The 19,304-nt window shown below is 70.3% G+C and carries 17 protein-coding genes; 12 read left to right on the top strand and 5 right to left on the bottom strand.

Features of this window, described 5'->3' with window-relative positions; genetic code table 11:
* Position 1 precedes the first annotated feature (1 nt).
* The 4 genes from WIX39_RS07845 to WIX39_RS07830 are packed head-to-tail and all read left to right on the top strand — an operon-like array spanning position 2 to position 3,255.
* Positions 2–925 carry a PhzF family phenazine biosynthesis protein gene (locus WIX39_RS07845; protein ID WP_409194809.1) on the top strand — a complete coding sequence of 308 codons (924 nt, stop codon included), beginning with the start codon at positions 2–4 and terminating at the stop codon, positions 923–925.
* Positions 926–939: 14 nt separating this feature from the next.
* On the top strand, positions 940–1,632 hold the full coding sequence (locus WIX39_RS07840) for a VOC family protein (protein WP_409196331.1): 693 nt from the start codon (positions 940–942) through the stop codon (positions 1,630–1,632).
* Between the two features lie 5 nt (positions 1,633–1,637).
* Complete coding sequence (locus WIX39_RS07835) at positions 1,638–2,270, top strand: LysE family translocator (RefSeq protein WP_106935842.1); 633 nt, start codon at positions 1,638–1,640, stop codon at positions 2,268–2,270.
* A 13-nt stretch (positions 2,271–2,283) separates the two neighbouring features.
* Entirely contained in the window at positions 2,284–3,255 is a 972-nt protein-coding gene (locus WIX39_RS07830) for a threonine dehydratase (RefSeq protein ID WP_409194808.1), read from the top strand.
* 9 nt (positions 3,256–3,264) lie between these two features.
* Here the strand turns inward: WIX39_RS07830 and WIX39_RS07825 are convergent, their stop codons facing one another.
* Positions 3,265–4,095 carry a creatininase family protein gene (locus WIX39_RS07825; protein WP_106935843.1) on the bottom strand — a complete coding sequence of 277 codons (831 nt, stop codon included), beginning with the start codon at positions 4,093–4,095 and terminating at the stop codon, positions 3,265–3,267.
* Positions 4,096–4,484: 389 nt separating this feature from the next.
* Here WIX39_RS07825 and pgaA point away from each other — a divergent pair, with 389 nt between their 5' ends.
* From pgaA to WIX39_RS07800, 5 genes are all read left to right on the top strand, one after another.
* Complete coding sequence (gene pgaA, locus WIX39_RS07820) at positions 4,485–6,989, top strand: poly-beta-1,6 N-acetyl-D-glucosamine export porin PgaA (RefSeq protein WP_409194807.1); 2,505 nt, start codon at positions 4,485–4,487, stop codon at positions 6,987–6,989.
* 23 nt (positions 6,990–7,012) lie between these two features.
* Positions 7,013–9,085: a poly-beta-1,6-N-acetyl-D-glucosamine N-deacetylase PgaB gene (gene pgaB / locus WIX39_RS07815; RefSeq protein WP_240204940.1), complete on the top strand. Its 2,073-nt coding sequence runs from the start codon at positions 7,013–7,015 to the stop codon at positions 9,083–9,085.
* Positions 9,082–10,359 carry a poly-beta-1,6-N-acetyl-D-glucosamine synthase gene (pgaC, locus tag WIX39_RS07810; RefSeq protein ID WP_081268316.1) on the top strand — a complete coding sequence of 426 codons (1,278 nt, stop codon included), beginning with the start codon at positions 9,082–9,084 and terminating at the stop codon, positions 10,357–10,359. Before pgaB ends, pgaC begins: the two co-directional genes overlap by 4 nt.
* Positions 10,349–10,933, top strand: coding sequence for a poly-beta-1,6-N-acetyl-D-glucosamine biosynthesis protein PgaD (gene pgaD, locus WIX39_RS07805; RefSeq protein ID WP_081268315.1), 585 nt, complete (start codon positions 10,349–10,351; stop codon positions 10,931–10,933). The genes pgaC and pgaD overlap by 11 nt, the downstream gene beginning before the upstream one ends.
* A gap of 127 nt (positions 10,934–11,060) precedes the next feature.
* Complete coding sequence (locus WIX39_RS07800) at positions 11,061–11,858, top strand: SDR family oxidoreductase (protein WP_106935847.1); 798 nt, start codon at positions 11,061–11,063, stop codon at positions 11,856–11,858.
* Between the two features lie 290 nt (positions 11,859–12,148).
* Here WIX39_RS07800 and WIX39_RS07795 read toward each other — a convergent pair whose 3' ends face one another.
* Entirely contained in the window at positions 12,149–13,057 is a 909-nt protein-coding gene (locus WIX39_RS07795; RefSeq protein ID WP_106935848.1) for a LysR family transcriptional regulator, read from the bottom strand.
* Between the two features lie 85 nt (positions 13,058–13,142).
* Between WIX39_RS07795 and WIX39_RS07790 the strand changes: the two genes are divergently transcribed.
* Positions 13,143–14,153: a zinc-binding alcohol dehydrogenase family protein gene (locus WIX39_RS07790; RefSeq protein WP_409194806.1), complete on the top strand. Its 1,011-nt coding sequence runs from the start codon at positions 13,143–13,145 to the stop codon at positions 14,151–14,153.
* 6 nt (positions 14,154–14,159) lie between these two features.
* Here WIX39_RS07790 and WIX39_RS07785 read toward each other — a convergent pair whose 3' ends face one another.
* On the bottom strand, positions 14,160–15,929 hold the full coding sequence (locus WIX39_RS07785) for a chloride channel protein (RefSeq protein WP_409196330.1): 1,770 nt from the start codon (positions 15,927–15,929) through the stop codon (positions 14,160–14,162).
* Between the two features lie 5 nt (positions 15,930–15,934).
* On the bottom strand, positions 15,935–16,360 hold the full coding sequence (locus tag WIX39_RS07780) for a MarR family winged helix-turn-helix transcriptional regulator (protein ID WP_081268311.1): 426 nt from the start codon (positions 16,358–16,360) through the stop codon (positions 15,935–15,937).
* Between the two features lie 74 nt (positions 16,361–16,434).
* Between WIX39_RS07780 and WIX39_RS07775 the strand changes: the two genes are divergently transcribed.
* Positions 16,435–16,989, top strand: a complete 555-nt coding sequence (locus WIX39_RS07775; RefSeq protein ID WP_409194805.1) for a GNAT family N-acetyltransferase — start codon at positions 16,435–16,437, stop codon at positions 16,987–16,989.
* Between the two features lie 6 nt (positions 16,990–16,995).
* Here the strand turns inward: WIX39_RS07775 and WIX39_RS07770 are convergent, their stop codons facing one another.
* Complete coding sequence (locus WIX39_RS07770) at positions 16,996–18,384, bottom strand: PQQ-dependent sugar dehydrogenase (protein WP_409194804.1); 1,389 nt, start codon at positions 18,382–18,384, stop codon at positions 16,996–16,998.
* A gap of 131 nt (positions 18,385–18,515) precedes the next feature.
* Between WIX39_RS07770 and WIX39_RS07765 the strand changes: the two genes are divergently transcribed.
* Positions 18,516–19,289 carry an alanyl-tRNA editing protein gene (locus WIX39_RS07765; RefSeq protein ID WP_409194803.1) on the top strand — a complete coding sequence of 258 codons (774 nt, stop codon included), beginning with the start codon at positions 18,516–18,518 and terminating at the stop codon, positions 19,287–19,289.
* The last annotated feature ends 15 nt before the right edge of the window (positions 19,290–19,304 follow it).

The following is a 19,304-nucleotide window of genomic DNA, read 5'->3' as shown; positions in this document are numbered from 1 at the left end:
GATGAAATCCCGCCCCTTCAAGCAAGTCGACGTCTTCACGGCCACGGCCTACCGCGGCAATCCGCTGGCCGTGGTGATCGACGGCGACGGCCTCGACGACGCCGCGATGCAGCGCTTCGCGCAGTGGACCAACCTGTCCGAGACCACCTTCCTGCTGCCGCCCACCGAACCCACGGCCGACTACCGCGTGCGCATCTTCACGCCCGGTGGCGAGCTGCCCTTTGCCGGCCACCCGACCATCGGCAGCTGCCATGCATGGCTGCAGGCTGGCGGCAAGCCCAAGGCGCCCGGCATGGTGGTGCAGCAATGCGGCGCGGGCCTGGTGCCGCTGCGCCGCGAGGGCGATCGCCTGGCCTTTGCCGCGCCGCCGCTCAAGCGCAGCGCGCCCAGCCCCGCGCTGCTGGCCAAGGTGGCCGGAGCGCTGGGCCTGAAGGCGCAGCAGATCATTGCGGCGCAGGTGCTCGACAACGGCCCGGTCTGGTTCGGCCTGCTGGTCAATGACGCCGACGCCGTGCTGGCGCTCACGCCCGACCACCGCACGCTCAAGGAGCTCGGCGTGAAGGCCGGCGTGGCGGGCGTTCCCGCGGCCATCGACACCTCGCCGCTGATCGGCCGCTCGAACCGCGAGGCCCGCGCCTTCGGCAACCGCCCGGCCGCCGAGTACGACGACGGCGCAAAGATCGACCTCGAAGTGCGCGCCTTCGCCGAGCCCGTCGGCGTGCAGGAAGACCCGGTCACCGGCAGCCTGAACGCGAGCCTGGCCGAGTGGCTGATCGCCGACGGCCACATGCCCGAGCGCTATCTCGCGGCGCAAGGCCAGTGCCTCGGCCGCGCCGGGCGCGTGTACATCGAGCGCGACGCCGAAGGCCGGATCTGGGTCGGCGGCGACGCCGTGACCTGCATCGACGGCCAGGTCACGCTGTAGGCATGACGACCGCCATGCGTGCGCGACTCGACCACCTCGTGATCGCCGCGGCCTCGCTCGACGAGGGCGTGGCGTGGTGCGAAGCCACGCTCGGCGTCATGCCGGGGCCGGGTGGCACCCATCCGCTGATGGGCACGCACAACCGGCTGCTGAATATCGCGAGCGATGCATTCCCGGCGGCCTACCTGGAAATCATCGCGATCGAGCCCGGGCGGCAGCCCTCGCGGCCGGGCACGCGCCGCTGGTTCGACCTGGACGACCACGAACTGCGGGCCGGCCTGGCCCGGCAGGGGCCGCGGCTGATCCATTTCGTCGCGCGCGTGCCCGACGCGCATGCGGCCATGCGCGCCCTGGCGCACGAAGAGCATGCGCACATCGACCGCGGCCAGTTGCTCGAAGCCTCGCGCGACACGCCGGCCGGCCGGCTCGAATGGCAGATCACCGTGCGCGACGACGGCCAGCGGCTGTTCTACGGCGCGCTGCCCACGCTGATCCAGTGGGGACCGGTGCACCCCACCGACGCGATGCCGGCGTCCGGCCTTGCGATGCGCGCGTTGCGGGCCTCGCACCCGCGCGCACCCGCCCTCGCGGCGGCCCTGTCGGCCATCGGCATGCAGGACATGCGCGTCGATGCCGGCCCGCCCAATCTCGTCGCGCTGCTCGACACGCCGCGCGGCCCCGTCACGCTCGAATCCAAAGGACTCTGACGATCATGCTGACACTCACGGAAATCGCGTGGTTCGCCCTCGCCTCCCTGCTGCTGGCGCTCACGCCGGGGCCGAACATGATCTATTGCGTATCGCGCACGCTGATCCAGGGGCGCCGGGCCGGACTCATCTCGCTGGGCGGCGTGCTTTCGGCTTTTCTGGTGCACCTGTTCGCGGCGGCGCTGGGCCTCACCGCGCTGCTGCTGGCCGTTCCGCTCGCATTCGACGCGATCCGCATCGCCGGCGCGGCCTACCTGATGTGGCTGGCCTGGCAGGCCGTCAAGCCCGGCGGCAACGCGCCCTTCGAGGCCCGCGCGCTGCCGGCCGATCCGCCGGCCAGGCTGTTCCGCATGGGGTTTCTCACGAACCTGCTGAACCCGAAGGTGGCGATGTTCTATCTCTCGTTCTTTCCGCAGTTCATCCATCCCGAGCGCGGCTCGGTGCTGCTGCAGAGCATGCAGCTGGGCGCCGCCCAGATCGCGACCAGCGCGGCGGTCAACACCGTGATGATCGTCGGCGCCGCCAGCATCACCGCGGTGCTGTCGCAAAGCGCGGGCTGGCTGCGCGCGCAGCGCTATGTGATGGGCAGCGTGCTGGCCGCGCTGGCGGTGCGTGTGGCGCTGACCGAACGCAAATAGCCAAGGACCTCCGATGAGATTCACCCGAGAAGAGATCGAGGCCGCCCAGCGCACCGTGCGCTCGGCCATGCCGCCCACGCCGCAGTACGCATGGCCGCTGCTCGCCCGGCGCCTGGGTGCCACCGTGTGGGCCAAGCACGAGAACCACACGCCGGCCGGGGCATTCAAGATCCGCGGCGGGTTGACCTACTTCGAGACGCTGGCGCGCGAGCAGCCCGGCGTGCGCCACGCCATCAGCGCCACGCGCGGCAACCACGGCCAGTCGGTCGGCTTCGCCGCGCGGCGCCATGGGCTGGCCGCGACCATCGTGGTGCCGCACGGCAACTCGCTCGAGAAGAACGCGGCCATGCGCGCACTCGGCGTCACGCTGGTGGAGCATGGCGACGACTTCCAGGCCGCCGCCGAACACGCGGCGCTGCTGGCCGAACGCGATGCGCTGCACCGCGTGCCTTCGTTCCACCGCGAACTGGTGCGCGGCGTGTCCACGGCCTATGTGGAGTTCTTCGACGCACTGGCGCACACGCCGCCCGACGTGATGTTCGTGCCCATCGGCCTGGGTTCCGGCTTTGCCGCCGCGGCCGCGGCGCGCGCGCATTGCGGGGCGAAGACCAAGCTCATCGGCGTGGTGTCCGCGCACGCCACGGCCTACCGCGATTCCTTCCATGCCGGCAAGCCGGTCGAGTCGCCTGTGACCACGCGGCTGGCCGACGGCATGGCCTGCCGCACGCCGGTGCCCGAGTCGGTGGAAGTGATCCTGCGCGAAGCCGACGACGTGATCGCCGTCACCGACGACGAAGTGGCCGAGGCCATGCGCATCCTCTTCAGCGACACGCACAACGTGGCCGAAGGCGCGGGCGCGGCGGCGCTGGCGGGTGCGCTGCAGCAGCAGGAGCGCTGGCGCGGCAGGACGGTGGGTATTAGCGTCAGCGGCGGCAATGTCGATACGGACATGTTCGCCGGAGTGCTGGCGCGCGCCGCTTCCTGAGCCGCGGGGCTACGGCAGCGGCCCCGTGTTGGCGGTGCTCAACGGCAGCCGCGACACCTCGGCCAGCAGCAGCGCCAGTTGCCGCGCGGCCGCATCGATCACGGCCTGGCCGCTCTCGGGCGTGGCCGCGGCCGCGTTGCCGGCGGCGCCGTGCGCGTTGTAGTCCTCCATCGCCCAGCCGAGCTTGGCGCTCTTGCCGTTGCCCAGCAGCGCGTAGTCGGCTGAGCGCTGCTGCGACGTCGAGCTGAAGTCGCGCGCCTCGCCCATGCGCACCAGCTGGGGCGTCAGCGCCAGCATCATCGAAGTCTCGATTTCGCCCGCATGCACGCCGAATCGATGCTCGTGCGCGCTGAAGCGCTCGCCGGCCTCGCCCAGCGGCAGGTTGAACCAGCTCACGCTGTAGACGATGAGCCCGTGCGCCGCGCGCAGCTCGCGCGCCACGATGTCCATCGCGCCCACGTGGCCGCCGTGCGCATTGAACAGCACCAGCTTCTTCACGCCCGCGCGCGCCACGCCGGCGCCGATCTCGTTCCACATGCGGATGAGCGTCTGCGCCGACAGCGTGAGCGTGCCCGCGAAACGCGCGTGCTCCGGGCTCAGGCCGATCTGCTGCGTGGGCAGGAACAGCACCGGCAGCCCCGCCGGCAGCAGCGGCAAGGATGCGGCGACGATGCCGTCGGCCAGCACCGTGTCCACGCCCAGCGGCAGGTGCGGCCCGTGCTGCTCGGTCGCGCCCAGCGGCAGCACCGCGACGGTGGAAGCCGCGTCCAGCCCCGCGAAATCGCGCGTCGTGAGCTGGGACCAGTAACGGGGCAACGAAGAGGCCGTGGATGCGTTCATCACGCGATCTTAGGCCGTGCGTGCCGCCGTTTCCGAGCGCGCTTGTCTGACAGAACCTGTCAACGCTGACCCCAAAAACGCCAATCTATTCACATTTAGAACCGTTTCTTGGCACTTAAGTTTGCTTTTGTTAACAGTTCTATCTAGAGTCGATTGCAGATTCAATTTTTCATGGAGCTTTCGGTCCTGACGCATTCGGGGCCGGGAGTTCGGCTTTTGCGGCGGCCCCAGGCCGCGCAAAAGGCGCAATTTAAGGGAGCAGAGTGTTCATCCAGAAAAAAGCTGGAGGCACGGTCTTGGGTGGGCGTCCGTCGGCGCTTGCCTGCGCCTTGTCTCGTCACCTCGAACAAGCAGCACGAGGATTTCCCCCGATCGTTTGCGCGCTGGCCATGGGTGCTTCACCCGCGGCCTTCGCGAATCCGCCCATCGCAGCCACCGCACCCGCGGCCAACCCATCGGCGGCCTATGGCGCGCAGCAGCACGACGCCTTGATCGCAGCGCGCCGCGCCGACCGCATCGGCGCCGCGCAGGCTTTGCAGCAGTTGAAGGACTGGCTCGCCGCGCCGCTCACTGACGCCGAACGCCGGCGCGTGGTGTCCGACGCGGTGGCCATCGCGGCGACCGACAGCCAGTTCGCCGAAGCCATCGCGTTCGCCCGCCAGGTTCCGCTCGCCTCGCTGAACGACTATGCATTGGGCCCGCTCGCGCTGGCCGCGCGCCGCACGCATGACCTGTCGCTGCAGGGCGAAGTCATTGCCCGGTGGCGCGCACGGCAGCCGCAAGCGCGCGAGCCGCGCATCCACGAAGCTTTCTGGAAGCTCGACAGCGGCGACGTCGCCGGCGCCAAGGCGATCTACGACGCCCTCGCGCGGCAACCGGTCCCGCAGGTCGAAGACCGCGTCGCCCTGCTCGAGCTGCGCGGTGCCGTGGCGCGCGCCGAAAAGCAACCGCTGCAGGCGCTCGCCGCCTACACCGAGGCCGGCGCGCTGCGGCCCGAGCGCCGCGACCTGCGCCGCGAAACCGACTTCCTGCTCGCGGACAGCGGCGCCGCATCGACCGCGTTCGACGACGCCGATGCCGCCGAGCGCGCGCATCCCGGCAGCTTCTCGCCGCTGGCGTTGTCGACGCTGCAGCAGCAGGCGCTGGCACAGCGGCTGCGCTGGGCCATCGAGGAACGCGACCAGCGCCTGGGCGCGTCGCGCCTGACGGCACTCGACCGCGTGCTGGCCGACGAGGAAACCGCGCTGGCCCGGCTAGACACATCGGCCGCCCAGGCCGCGCCGGAAGATGCCGACGCATGGCGCCAGTTGCGCGTGCGGCTGCTGGCCGACCGGCTGCTGGCGCTGGTGGAGCGTGGCCGCCCCGCGGATGCCATCGCGCTCTACGAATCGCTGCGCGCTGCCGGTACCGACCTGCCCTTCTGGGGCCTCGGTGCCGCGGCCCGCGCCTTCGCGCAGGAGCGCCGCTCGATAGACGCCGTGCCGCTCTACGAAGCGGCCGTGGCCAAGGGTGGCGCCGACCTGCCGATGCCCGACGACCTGTATTTCGGCCTGATCTACGCCTACCAGGACACCGGCCGCTTCGAGGACGCCGAGGCGCTGCTCAAGCGGCTCGAAGAAGCCACGCCGGCGCTGATGCGCCTCTCGCCCGAAGCCGGCCGGCCCAACGGCCAGTACACCGACGTGAGCGGCATGCGCGGCCTGCTGCAGCTCTACACCGACCGCGCGGCACTCGCGCAGCAGAGCTTCTCGACGCTGACCGGCGAAGCGCCGCTGAACGCCGGCTACGCCTACGGCGCGGGCCAGACCGAGCGGCTGCGCGAGCACCCCGAGGCCGCCGTCGCGCGCTTCGAGGCACAGGCCGCCGACCAGCCCTACGACATCAGCGCGCGCGCCGGCCATGTCGAGGCACTGCTCGACGCCGGTGAATTCCGCCAGGCCCGCGAACGCGCAGAGTCGCTCGCGGCCGACGTGCCCGAGGCCGCCGAGGTGCGAGACGTGGAGCGCAAGCGCCGCGCCGCCACCGGTCCGCGTCTCGATGTCGACGCCGAGGCCTCGTCGGGCGGCGCGGCCATCGCCAACCGCGAGTGGCGCATCGACAGCCGCCTCAGCTCCGGCCTCATCGACGACCAGTGGCGCGTGTTCTACGACCAGACGCTGGGCCGCGGCACCACCGACATCGGCAACGCCAACTGGGCGCGCGGCGGCCTGGGCCTGGGCTGGCAGCAGGGCCGGTGGCTGGCCGAAGGCGTGCTGCAGCACGCGAACAGCGGCCCCTACCGCAACAGCGTGGCGGGCCGCGTCGACTACCGCGCGGGCGACGCATGGCGCCTCTCGGCCACCTACGACGGCGACAGCAAGGAGCTGCCGTGGAAGGCCCGCGTCGCCGGCATCGGCGCGCGCGAGACCGGCGCGAGCGTGGGCTACGTGGTGAACGAATCGCGCCGCTTCGACCTGCAATGGCAGCGCCTGGACTTCAGCGACGGCAACCTGCGCAACGGCCTGGAGCTGGGCTGGCGCGAACGCTGGGTGAGCACGCCGCGCTTCCAGCTCGAGACCCGTCTGGGCGCCGGCACCAGCCGCGGCCGCGACATCGACACGCCCTACTTCAACCCGTCGAGCGACAGCACCGTGCAACTGGCGGTGCGCGCGCAGTGGCTCAACTGGAAGCGCGACGACCGCCAGTTCTTCCAGGCCGTGGAGCTCACGGGCGGCAACTACCGCCAGGCCGGCTTCGGCAGCGGCCCACTGTGGAGCCTGCGCTACGAGCACCGCTGGGACCTCGGCCCCAAGTTCACGCTGCGCTACGGCCTGAGCATTTCCAGCCATCCCTACGACGGCGTGCGCGAGCGACAGCGCGGCGTCTTCCTGAACCTCTCGATGCCCCTGCAGTGATGCGAACGACCGACAACAACCCCATGACCTTCCTGCGCGCGGCCATGCTGTGGCTGGTGATCGCGGCGGCATCCGCGCTGGCGCTCCCCGCCTTCGCGCAGCCATTGCCGCCCGCCGACCCCGACGACGGCCTGAGCTTTCGCGTGCTGTCCTTCCACGACGTGCGCACCGGCGTGCGCGCCAGCTTCGAGCAGTCGCCCGACGAGACCGCCGTGGACGACAGCACCCTGGCCGAGGTGTTCGCCTGGCTGCAGTACAACGGCTACCACCCGGTGAGCCTGCAGCAGATCGTCGACGCGCGCGCCGGCGGCAAGCCGCTGCCTTCGCAGCCCGTGCTGCTGACCTTCGACGACGGCTACCGCAGCGCCTACACCAAGGTGTTTCCGCTGCTCAAGCGCTTCAACTACCCCGCGCTGTTCGCGCTGGTGACGAGCTGGCTAGACGTGCCCGAAGGCCAGCTGGTGCATTGGGGCGACAAGCCCGCGCCGCGCGAGAACTTCCTGCTGTGGCCCGAGGCGGCCGAGATGGCGCGCTCCGGCCTGGTCGAGTTCGCGAGCCACACCGACGCGATGCACACCGGCGTTCTCGCGAATCCGCAGGGCAACATGCTGCCGTCCGCCGCCACGCACCGCTACGACCCGAAGACCGGCCGCTACGAGGACGACGAGACCTACGTGCGCCGCATCGAGGCCGACCTGCGTCGCAGCCGCGAGATCATCGAGGCGCGCACCGGCGCCAGGGTGCGCGCCACCGTGTGGCCCTACGGCGCCTACAACACGGCCGCGCTGGAAGCCTCGAAGCGCGCCGGCATGCCCATCACCTTCACGCTCGACGACGGCGCCAACACGCAGGCCGTGCCGCTCACGCGCATCCGCCGCGCGCTTGCCGCGTACGACAACAAGGCGCCCGACTACGCGCAGCTGCTGCGCAGCCCGGTGGGCGGCGAGGTGCGGCCGGTGAACCGCGTGATGCATGTCGACCTCGACTATGTGTACGACCCCGACCCCGCCCAGCAGGAGCGCAACCTGTCGGCGCTGATCGACCGCGTGGCCGCCGTGCGTCCGCGCTCGGTGTTCCTGCAGGCCTACGCCGACCCCGACGGCGACGGCGTGGCCGACGCGCTGTATTTCCCGAACCGCCACCTGCCGATGCGCGCCGACCTGTTCAGCCGCGCCGCCTGGCAGCTGCGCACCCGCACCGGCGTGAAGGTGTACGCATGGATGCCGGTCACGGCCTTCCGGCTGCCAGCGTCGAACCCGCTGGCCACGCACACGGTGATGGCGCAGGGCGGCACGATGCCGCCCGGGCGCTACCACCGCCTCACGCCCTTCGACCCCGCGGTGCGTACGCTGGTGGGCGACATCTACGAAGACCTGGGCCGCCACGCATTCTTCGAGGGCGTGCTGTTCCACGACGACGCGACGCTCTCCGACGACGAGGACGCAAGCCCCGCCGCGCTCGCCGCCTATGCGAAGTGGGGCCTGCCACCCGACGTGGCCGCGATCCGCGCCGACCCGGCGCTGGCGGCGCGCTGGAGCGCCGCCAAGACGCGCTACCTGATCGACTTCACGCACGAGCTGGCCGCGCGACTGGGCGCCTGGCGGCCCGCGCTGGAAACGGCGCGCAACCTCTACGCGCGCCCGGTGCTCGAGCCCCAGGCCGAGCAGTGGTTCGCGCAGAACTACGAAGCCTCGCTCGCCGCCTACGACTACGTCGCGCTGATGGCCATGCCGCGCATGGAACAGGAAGCCGACGCCGACGCCTGGCTCGCCCGCCTGGCGCGCCGCGCGGCCGACACGCCAAGAGGCCTGGACGGCACCGTGTTCGAACTGCAGGCGCGCGACTGGCGCACCGGCAAGCCCGTGGCCGATGCCGAACTGGCCCGGCAATGGACGCTGCTGCAGCGCGCCGGCGTGCGCCACCTGGGCTACTACCCCGACGACTTCCTCAACAACCAGCCCTCGCTCGACGTGGTGCGCCGCGCCATCTCGGTCCGCACGCTGCTGCCGCGGGCCCTGCGCGCGTCGGCCGCCGAGACCACGCCACCCCAGGCACCACAAGCATCACCACCGGCGCACGGAGAGCGGACCCCATGACCACCAGCCACTTCCTTGCGCAGACGCTGCCGTCGCTGCTGTTCGGCTTCGTCTTCTATTACCCGTTCTTCATGGCCTACGTGTGGATGGCGGGCGGCCTCTCGCATGCCTGGGTGTTCGAGCGCAAGCGCGACGTCGATGTCAACCCGCTCGACCTGCTGCCCTCGCGCCCGCTGGTGACGGTGGTGGTGCCCTGCTTCAACGAGGCGCCGCACCTGCGCGAAGTGATCGAGCAGCTCATGCGCACACGCTACCCGAACTACGAGGTGATCGCCGTGAACGACGGCAGCACCGACGGCACCGGCGAGCTGCTCGACGAGATGACGAAGGAATACAGCCGGCTTCGCGTGATCCACAACGCCAGCAACCAGGGCAAGGCCGTAGGGCTCAACACCGCCTGCCAGCTCGCGCGCGGCGAATACATCCTGGGCATCGACGGCGACGCGCTGGTCGACGAGGACGCCATCGCCTGGATGCTGCGGCCCATGCTGGCGTCGGAGCGCATCGGCGCCGTGACGGGCAACCCGCGCATCCGCACCCGCACCACGCTGCTCGGGCGCATGCAGGTGGGCGAGTTCTCTTCGATCATCGGCCTCATCAAGCGCTCGCAGCAACTGGTGGGCACGCTGTTCACCGTGTCGGGCGTGATCGCGATGTTCCGCCGCCGCGCGGTGATCGACGTGGGCTTCTGGAGCCCCGACGTGCTCACCGAGGACATCGACATGAGCTGGAAGCTGCAGCTCGGCGGCTGGAAGCTGCGCTTCGAGCCGCGCGCGCTGTGCTGGATCCTGATGCCCGAGACCTTGCGCGGTCTCTGGAAGCAGCGCCAGCGCTGGGCCATCGGCGGCATTCAGACCATGCTGCGCAACACCACCAGCATCCTGAAGCCGCGCAACTGGCGCATGTGGCTGGTGTATGCCGAGTACATGACCAGCGTCGTCTGGGCCTATGCGATGGCGGCGGTGCTCGTGGTCAGCCTGGCTCGGCCTTTCCTGCCGATCGAGTCGGCCTGGCACTCCGCGCTGCTGCCGCACTGGCAGGGCACGCTGCTGGCCATGACCTGCATCCTGCAGATGCTGCTGAGCCTGTGGATCGACCGCCGCTACGACCGCGACCTGATGCGCTATTTCGCAGGAACGATCTGGTACCCGATCGCTTTCTGGACTATCACGATGGCGACCACCGTCATCGCCCTGCCCAAAGCCCTGATACGCCGCCGCGGCAAGCGCGCGGTGTGGACGAGCCCTGACCGAGGAGTTTCCGATGCCCCATGAAGACACAATGACCCACAGCCGCTTTCCCGATACCGACCACGACACGCCGCCGCCGAGCCGCCGCCCCTCCTGGGGCCAGCCTGCGGTGGAGGAGCCCATCATCGATGCCGCGCGCATCTCGCTGAGCGCCTTCGGCAACGGCCGCTCGCGGCAGCGCACGATGGCCATGTACCTGTGGCTGCGCGTGCTGCGCCCGGCCGTGACCATCGCCATCTGGTTCTGCGCCATCTGGTACGCATGGCCCTATGTGCTGGGCGCGCGCTCGCAGCCGGAGGTGCTGCACCTGCTGGGGCTGTACGCGTTGGTGATCGGCGCGATCCTGGTGTCGATGCTGGCGATGGCGCCGTGGCGCCGCCGCCAGCAGAAGCGCGAGTCGCCGCCCGACCAGGAACAGTCGTCGCTGTTCGCGCTGGCCTCTTACATCGAAGTGCCGCCCGCGCGCCTGTCGACCTGGCAGCGCACGCGCCAACTGCTGGTGCACCACGACCGCGACGGCCAGCTGCGCGACGCCACCGACACCGCGCCCGGCGCGCTGGAGCCCGAGCCGCTGCGCCACGCGGCGGCACGCCGCTGACCGAGGCGGCGGCACGCCGCTGAGCAAGGCGGCCGGAGGTCCGCAAGGCGCGGCATAGGGCCGCGCGCGTGCAGGGGTTTAACGGCGGTGCTTCAATCGCGCCACCCCCTCCACCAAGGACCTCTTCATGGATCTCCAGCTCCAGGACCAGCACGTACTCATCACCGGCGGCAGCAAGGGCATCGGCCTGGCTTGCGCGCTCGGCTTCCTGCGCGAAGGCGCCCGCGTGAGCCTCGTCTCGCGCGAGCTCGGCAACCTGGAGCGGGGCAAGAAGACACTGATCGACTCGTTCGCCCAGGCCGACGGCCGCGTGTCGGTGCATGCCGCCGACCTCAAGGACCCGGCCGGCGCCGAGGCCGCGCTCGACGCGGCCGAGCAAGTGTTCGGCCCCGTCGACGTGCTCGTCAACTCGGCAGGCGCCGCCCGCCGCACCCCGCCCGACGAGCTGACCGCCGCCTCATGGCACGACGCGATGGACGCCAAGTACTTCACCTACGTCCACATGATCCACCCCGTGGTCAGGCGCATGGGCCAGCGCGGCCGCGGCGCCATCGTCAACGTCATCGGCCAGGGCGGCAAAGTCGCGAGCCCCGTGCACATGGCCGGCGGCGCCGCCAACGCCGCACTGATGCTCGTGAGCGCAGGCATGGCCGCCGCCTATGCCGGCAAAGGCGTGCGCGTGAACGCCGTGAACCCCGGCCTCACCCTGACCGAACGGCTGCAGGAAGGCATGAAAGCCGATGCCAGGCTGCAGGGCATCGACACCGAAGAGGCGCTCCAACGCGCAAAGGCCAGGCTGCCGCTGGGCCGCATCGCGACACCGGAAGAAGTCGCCAACACGGTGGTGTTCCTGGCGTCGCCGAAGGCGAGCTACGTGACCGGCGCGATCGTCGCGATGGACGGCGCAGTCACTCCGATGATCTGAAAAAAGAAAAGGTAACGGAACCCAAGGGCCGAGCGAAGCAAAGGCCCGAGTGGGCTCCTCTCCCCTCTGGCTGCGCCGAGGAGCGCAGCGTTTCGCGGATCAGGGCTCGCCCTTGTCTGAGCGCAGCGAGTTTGGGCGAGACCCCGCGAAACGCGAGCACCGCAGGTTGCCCGCAGCGAAGCGGAGGGACGCAGACAGTGGGGTCGCCTTTCTTTTGCCTACGTTTCTTTGGCGAAGCAAAGAAACGTAGGTCGCCCGCCGGGGCGAGTCCCGGCCCCGGAACGCAAACCTCAGGCAACCGCCAGCAAAGCCTCGAACTTCAACCCCAGGAAGTCGACGAACGCCCGAACCCGAGCCGGCACGAACCGCCCGCTCGGCAACAGCGCATGCAGCGGATAGGGCTCCGTCTCCCAATCAGGCAGGAGCCGCACGAGACGCCCTTCGCGAATGTCCTCCCGCACATCCAGCGCGGACTTCAGCGAAACGCCGTAGCCCGCCACAGTCCACTCCCGCGCCAGCGAAGCATCGTCCACGCTGCGGTTGCCATTCACCCGCACCTCCGTCCACTGCCCGTTCTGCGCAAACCGCCAGACCCGATGCCGCCGCCCTGAACGGTTGAAGATCAGGCAGTTGTGATGCGCCAGGTCCTGCGGCACCTTCGGCGCGTCGTGGCGGCGCAAGTAGCCGGGCGAAGCGGTCAACACCGGGTTGGTCAGCGCAAACGGCCGCGCCACCAGCCGCGAATCGGCCAGCGCGCCATAGCGCAGCGCCACGTCGACCTCGTCGCGCATCACGTCCAGCGGCCGGTCCCCCACCGACAGCGACAGCTGCACACCAGGGTGCAAGGCAAGGAATTCGTCGAACCACGGCAGCAGCGTGCTGCGCGTGAGGTCCGACGGCGAAGCCACGCGCAGCGTGCCGACCAGCTCGCCGCGGTCGGCGGTGACCAGCGACTCCCCCTCGTCCAGCAATTCGAAGGCGCGCACCGCGTAGTCGAGCAGCGTCTGGCCCTGCGGCGTGAGGCGCATCGCGCGGGTCGAGCGCTCGAACAGCCGGGCGCCGAGCTGGGCCTCCAGCCGCTTGAGCGTGGCGCTGGCCGCCGCCGGCGTGATGCCCAGCGCATGCGCCGCAGCGGTGAGCGTGCCGCCGCGCGCAGTGTGCACCAGCACCTGCAGGTCGGAGATATTTTCAATCTTCATTTGAAAGTGTTGCTGTTCCAGGCCGTCTTATCAAACCGGCCTTGCGATCCTACATTCGACGCATCGTCACTGAAAGGCCATTGCCATGAAAGCCGTCGGCTACTACCAGCCCCTCCCCATCGACAACCCCGAATCGCTGCAGGACATCGAGCTGCCCGCGCCCCAGGCCGGCCCGCGCGACCTGCTGGTGCGCGTGAAGGCGGTGTCGGTCAACCCGGTGGACACCAAGGTCCGCAAGAACGCCGCGCCGGAAGCCGGCCAGGCCAAGGTGCTGGGCTGGGACGCCGTCGGCACCGTCGAGGCGGTCGGCAGCGGCGTGAAGAACTTCAAGGTGGGCGACCGCGTGTACTACGCCGGCTCGATCATCCGCCCGGGCGCCAATGCCGAGCTGCATGCGGTCGACGAACGCATCGCCGCCCTCGCACCCCGGAGCCTCGACGACGCGCAGGCCGCCGCGCTGCCGCTGACCACCATCACCGCCTACGAACTGCTGTTCGACCGCCTGCAGGTGCCCAAGGGCGGCGGCGAAGGCCAGACGCTGCTCATCACCGGCGGCGCGGGCGGTGTCGGCTCCATCCTGATCCAGCTGGCGCGCCAGCTCACCAAACTGCGCGTGGTAGCCACCGCCTCGCGCGCCGAGACGCGCGAATGGTGCCTGGCGCTGGGCGCGCACACCGTCATCGACCACTCCAAGCCGCTGGCGGCAGAGCTGAAGGCGGCGGGCATCGGCGAGGTCGACATGGTCGCCAGCCTCACCCAGACCGAGCAGCACTACGCGCAGATCATCGAAAGCCTCAAGCCCCAGGGCCAGCTCGCGGTGATCGACGACATGAAGATGCTCGACGCCATGCCGCTGAAGACCAAGTGCATTTCGCTGCACTGGGAAATGATGTTCGCGCGCTCGCGCTTCGAGACGCCGGACATCGCCGAGCAAGGCGCGCTGCTGGCCGAGGTGGCGGGGCTGGTCGACGCGGGCCGCGTGCGCACCACGGCGAACGCGAGCTTCGGCACCATCAACGCGGCGAACCTGCGGCGTGCGCATGCGCTCATCGAGAGCGGCAAGGCACAGGGCAAGGTGGTGCTGGCGGGCTTTTGAGCTGGCTCAGCCCGACTGCCACGGCAGCCCGCGCACGCGCTCGCGTATTTCTTCTTCGTCGAAGTGCGCGAGCGAGGGCTTGATGAGGTCGCTGCGCGCCACGATGCCGGCCAGCGCGAGCGACTGCGCGTCCTTCACCACCGGCATGCGCTCGAGCCGGTGGCGCGCGAGCCGCGTGGCGACCGCGCGGCAGTTCTCGCCCGGCAGCGCGAAGTACAGCGGCAGGTCGGCGCAGGCGTCGCCCACAGTGGCGACCGGGTCGCGCGTGCCTTGCGCCGCCAGCATTGCGCGGTCGGCCACGCCGACGACCGCGCCGTTGCGCAGGACCGGGAACGCACGGTGCGCCTGGCCTTCGCCGAAGTAGTCGGCCAGCGCGCGCGTCACCGGCAGCGCGGCGTCGATGCTTCGCACCTCGCGCGTCATCACTTCCTCCACCGAATGCCGCTCCAGCGGATCGATGCCGTACTCGCGGTAGATGTGATAGCCGCGGCGTGCGATCTTCTCGGTGAGGATCGAGCGTCGCATCGTGAGCACCGTGAAGCCGTAGGCCACGGCGGAGGTGGCGAGCAGCGGCAGCAGCGCGTTGCTGTCGTGCGTGAGCCCGAAGGCGAAGATGGTGGCGGTGAGCGGCGCGCGCATCACGCCGCCCAGTGTGGCTGCCATGCAGACCAGCGGCCACAGCATGGGGTCGTTGCCCGGCAGCAGGTGCGACAGCACCGCGCCCAGGCCGGCGCCCATCATCAGCAGCGGCGCGAGCACGCCGCCAGACGTGCCCGAACCCAGCGCGATGACCCAGATGACGGCCTTGACCGCCAGCAGCGCCAGCACCACGCCGAGCGCGAGGTGGTTGTGCAGCAGGTCGCCGATCACGTCGTAGCCCACGCCCAGCGCGCGCGGCTGCAGCCAGCCGCCGATGCCCACCGCGAGCCCGCCGATGGCCGGCCACCACATCCAGTGCAGCGGCAGCTTGCCGAACCAGTCTTCCACCTTGTAGAGCGAGAGGGAGAGCGACGCCGACAGCGCGCCGCACAGCACGCCCGCGACCACGCACGACAGCATGGCGAGCGGGCCGGGCACTGCCGTCTGCAACGGGAACAGCGGGCCGGCGTCCATCAGCAGCGGCCGGGTGAAGCCCGCGACCGCGCAGGCCACGGCCACCGGCAACAGGCTGCGCGGGCGCAGTTCGAAAAGCAGCAGCTCGACGGCGAGCAGCACGGCCGCCACCGGCGTGCCGAACACCGCCGTCATGCCGGCCGTGGCACCCGCGACCAGCAGCGCCTTGCGCTCGGCTGCGGTGAGGTGGAAGTGCTGCGCGATGAGCGAGCCGATGGCGCCGCCCGTCATGATGATCGGCCCCTCGGCGCCGAACGGCCCGCCGCTGCCGATGACGATGCCCGAAGACAGCGGCTTGAGCAGCGCGACCTTCGGCGACATCTTGCTTTTGCCGAACAGGATAGCCTCGATGGCTTCGGGAATGCCGTGGCCGCGGATCTTGTCGGAGCCATAGCGCGCGACCAGCCCCACGATCAGCCCGCCGATCACCGGCACCGCGATGACCCACGCGCCCAGCGTGTTCGTGGCCGGCGAGCGCTCGGCCAGCGAGAAGGTCTGGAAGAAGAACAGGTTGGTGAAGAAGCGGATCAGGTCGAGCAGCACGCGCGCGGCCACCGTGCTGATGGCGCCGATCACGGCGGCCATGACCGTGATGCGCATGAGCCGCGTATTGAGCGCAAAGTCGCCGCGCGGCGGGTGGGAGTGGGAAGCCTTGGTGGTCATGATGTTCATGCGGCGTCGGGCAGATCGATCTGCGGCACGTCGAACACGCCCTGGAGCGAGCGCAGTTCCGCACGGTGGAGTTCGGCCAGCCGCAGCAGCAGCTTCTCGCCACTGTCGAGCAGGTGCACCTCGACCTGGCGGCGGTCGGTTTCGCTGGGCCGGCGCTGCACCAGCCCGAGCGCCTCGCAGCGCGTGACCAGCGTGACCGCGCCGTGCGGCTGCAGCTGCAGGCGCTCGGCGATCTCGCCCACCGAGGCCCAGTCGCGCCCGGGCACGCCCTTGATGTGCAGCAGCACCAGGTACTGCTGCGGCGTCAGGCCCTCGGCCTGCGCGGCACGCTCGGAGAAGCGCTCGAAGCGGCGCATCTGGTATCGGAACTGGGACAGCGCCTCGAAGTCTTTCTTGGCGAGCTTGCGAGCGGATGTGGCCATGGCAGCGGGAGAAAACGCAGGGGCCGCGAATATATCACGACGTGATGTATTTGCCCTGCGCCACAATCGGCGGCATGACTGCGGACACCATCGAATTCGACACGCCCCGGCTGCGCCTGCGCCAATGGCGCGAGAGCGATCTCGCGCCGTTTTTCGAGCTGGCCTGCGACCCGCAGGTGATGGAGTTCCTGCTGCCTTTGCCCACGCGCGCCGACAGCGATGCGATGGTCGAACGCATCCACGCGCTCATCGCCGCGAACGGCTGGGGCTTCTGGGCCGTGGAGCACCGCGAGTCGGGCGCGTTCATGGGCTTCACCGGACTGAACTCGCCGCTGGCGGACCTGCCGTTCTCGCCGTGCGTGGAAATCGGCTGGCGCTTCGCCCGGCAGTGGTGGGGGCAGGGCTTCGCGAGCGAGGCGGCGCGCGGAGCGCTCCAGGTGGGGTTCGAGCGGCTGGCGCTGGACGAGATCGTCGCCTTCACCGCTTGGAACAACACCCGCTCGGCGGCGGTGATGGAGCGCATCGGCATGCATGAAGACGTGGGTGGCGCATTCGACCACCCGCTGGTACCCGAGGGCCACCCGCTGCGCCGGCACCGGCTCTACCGCATCGCCCGCCCGCGGCGCTGAAGAAAGCTACTTCGCCTTCGACACCCGCCACACGGCGTTGCCCACGTCGTCCGCAACGATCAGCGCGCCGCTCTTGTCCAGCGCCACGCCCACCGGGCGGCCCTGCGCCTTCTCGTCGGGCGACAGGAAGCCGGTGAGCACGTCGACCGGCGGGCCGCTCGGCTTGCCGCCGATGAAGGGCACGAACACCACCTTGTAGCCCGACTTGGGCTTGCGGTTCCACGAGCCGTGCTCGCCGATGAAGGCGCCGCTGGCGAACTGCTCGGGCATGCCGCCCGGGCGCGAGAACGCCATGCCGAGCGGCGCGACGTGCGAGCCCAGCGCGTAGTCGGGCGCGATGGCCTTGGCCGTCATGGCGGGGTTCTGCGGCGCGACGCGCGCGTCGACGATGCCGCCGTAGTAGCTCCAGGGCCAGCCATAGAAGGCGCCGTCCTTCACCGAGGTGAGGTAGTCGGGCACGAGGTCGCTGCCGATCTCGTCGCGCTCGTTCACCACGGTCCACAGCACCTTGGTCTCAGGCTCCCAGCCCATGCCGTTGGGGTTGCGCAGGCCGCTGGCGAACATGCGCTTCTCGCCGGTCTTCGTGTCGACCTCCCAGATGGCGGCGCGGCCCTCTTCGGCGGCGAGGCCGTTCTCGCCGATGTTGCTGTTGGAGCCGACCGTGACGTAGAGCTTGCTGCCGTCGGCATTGGCGATCACGTTCTTGGTCCAGTGGTGGTTGATGCCGGCGGGCAGCTGCGTCACCAGCGTGGGGTTGGCGCTGACGGAGGTCTGGCCTTCGGTGTAGGGCACCTTCACCAGCGCGTCGGCGTTGGCGATGAAGAGCTCGTTGCCCACCAGCACCATGCCGTAGGGCGACATCAGGTTGGTCATGAAGACCTGCTTCACCTCGGCCACGCCGTCGCCGTCGGCGTCGCGCAGCAGGGTGATGCGGTTGGCGCTGGGCACGCCGGCACCGGCGCGGCCCATGACCTTGCCCATGACCCAGTTGCGGATCTTGGCGACGGGGCCGTCGCCGCCGTCGGTGGCGCCGCCGCCGGGCTTGGGCGGCTTGTTGCTCTCGGCCACCAGGATGTCGCCGTTGGGCAGGGTGTAGACCCAGCGCGGATGGTCGAGCCCGCGCGCCAGCGCCGTGACCTTCAGCCCCTCGGCCGGCGTCGGCATGGCGACGTCCGTCCAGCCGACCGCGGGGGCGACGTTCACCGTGGGAATCAGCGTCTTGTTCGGCTCGGCCAGCTGCGGGCGCGGCCCGACCGTGACTTCCGGCGGGAGCTTGGCGGACTCGCCGCAGCCGGCGAGGAACAGCGCGGCGCCCACGGCCAGGACTGCCGCGGCGGGAGAGGCCGAAGAAAAGGGCGATGCGGTGCGGGTGGGTACTTGCTGCGGTGCCTTCATGCGTGTTCCTTGAGCGGCCGATGCCGCATGGCGGTCGGATCATCGCCGGCCTGCCCGCGCGGCCGGTGTCGGTCGTGGGCGCTTTATGGCGTGGGCGCACCTCATTGGCGCATCGCCGCTACCATCGCCGGATGACCGAAGACCTGTTCCGCGCCGACGCCTACCTGCGCACATGTGAAGCCCGCATCCTGCGCATGGATGACACCGGCATCGTGCTGGACCGCACCGTGTTCTATCCACTGGGCGGCGGCCAGGCCGGCGACACCGGCGTCCTGGTTCTGGCGGACGGGCGCGAACTGGCCATTGCGGACACCCGCAAGGCGAAGAACGAAGAAGGCCAGCCGACGAACGAATTCATCCATGTGCCGGCCGAGGGCCAGGCCGGCCTGCTGGCCGCGCTGAAGCCCGGCGACGCCGTCACCGCCCGGCTCGACTGGGAGCGCCGCCACCGGCTGATGCGCTTCCACACCGCTTCCCACCTGATGTGCCACCTCGTGCCGGTGCCGGTGAACGGCTGCTCCATCACGCCCGAGTACGCGCGCATCGACTTCCACATGACCGACCCGCTCGACAAGGAAGCGCTGACCGCCGGCCTCGCCAGGCTGGTCGAGGCGGCCCACCCGCTGACCGTGGGCGCCATCACCGACGAGGAACTCGACGCCAACCCGGCGCTGGTCAAGAGCATGAGCGTGCAGCCGCCACGCGGCACGGGCACGGTGCGCACCATCCGCATCGGCGGCGGCAATGAGGGCGCCGACCAGATCGACTTCCAGCCCTGCGGCGGCACGCATGTTGCAAACACCGCGGAGATCGGCGCCGTGATCGTCACCAAGATAGAGAAGAAGAGCGCCAACACCCGCCGGGTGGTGCTGGGCTGGGCGCCTTCGGCGGCAGCGGCCGCTTGAACCGCCCGGAACTTC

It is taken from the genome of Variovorax sp. AB1(2024), from assembly GCF_037482385.2.
Taxonomy (GTDB): Bacteria; Pseudomonadota; Gammaproteobacteria; order Burkholderiales; family Burkholderiaceae_C; genus Variovorax.
The sequence above is the reverse complement of the archived record's forward strand: the minus strand, read 5'-3'. Positions and strand labels throughout refer to the sequence as shown.

Coding starts and splice junctions, on each gene's coding strand:
- WIX39_RS07770 (WP_409194804.1), bottom strand. CDS start 18,384: ATGAAGGCACCGCAGCAAGTACCCACCCGCACCGCATCGCCCTTTTCT.
- pgaC (WP_081268316.1), top strand. CDS start 9,082: ATGACCACCAGCCACTTCCTTGCGCAGACGCTGCCGTCGCTGCTGTTC.
- WIX39_RS07800 (WP_106935847.1), top strand. CDS start 11,061: ATGGATCTCCAGCTCCAGGACCAGCACGTACTCATCACCGGCGGCAGC.
- WIX39_RS07765 (WP_409194803.1), top strand. CDS start 18,516: ATGACCGAAGACCTGTTCCGCGCCGACGCCTACCTGCGCACATGTGAA.
- WIX39_RS07840 (WP_409196331.1), top strand. CDS start 940: ATGCGTGCGCGACTCGACCACCTCGTGATCGCCGCGGCCTCGCTCGAC.
- pgaD (WP_081268315.1), top strand. CDS start 10,349: ATGCCCCATGAAGACACAATGACCCACAGCCGCTTTCCCGATACCGAC.
- WIX39_RS07780 (WP_081268311.1), bottom strand. CDS start 16,360: ATGGCCACATCCGCTCGCAAGCTCGCCAAGAAAGACTTCGAGGCGCTG.
- WIX39_RS07785 (WP_409196330.1), bottom strand. CDS start 15,929: ATGACCACCAAGGCTTCCCACTCCCACCCGCCGCGCGGCGACTTTGCG.
- WIX39_RS07845 (WP_409194809.1), top strand. CDS start 2: ATGAAATCCCGCCCCTTCAAGCAAGTCGACGTCTTCACGGCCACGGCC.
- WIX39_RS07825 (WP_106935843.1), bottom strand. CDS start 4,095: ATGAACGCATCCACGGCCTCTTCGTTGCCCCGTTACTGGTCCCAGCTC.
- WIX39_RS07795 (WP_106935848.1), bottom strand. CDS start 13,057: ATGAAGATTGAAAATATCTCCGACCTGCAGGTGCTGGTGCACACTGCG.
- pgaA (WP_409194807.1), top strand. CDS start 4,485: ATGGGTGCTTCACCCGCGGCCTTCGCGAATCCGCCCATCGCAGCCACC.
- WIX39_RS07775 (WP_409194805.1), top strand. CDS start 16,435: ATGACTGCGGACACCATCGAATTCGACACGCCCCGGCTGCGCCTGCGC.
- WIX39_RS07830 (WP_409194808.1), top strand. CDS start 2,284: ATGAGATTCACCCGAGAAGAGATCGAGGCCGCCCAGCGCACCGTGCGC.
- WIX39_RS07790 (WP_409194806.1), top strand. CDS start 13,143: ATGAAAGCCGTCGGCTACTACCAGCCCCTCCCCATCGACAACCCCGAA.
- WIX39_RS07835 (WP_106935842.1), top strand. CDS start 1,638: ATGCTGACACTCACGGAAATCGCGTGGTTCGCCCTCGCCTCCCTGCTG.
- pgaB (WP_240204940.1), top strand. CDS start 7,013: ATGACCTTCCTGCGCGCGGCCATGCTGTGGCTGGTGATCGCGGCGGCA.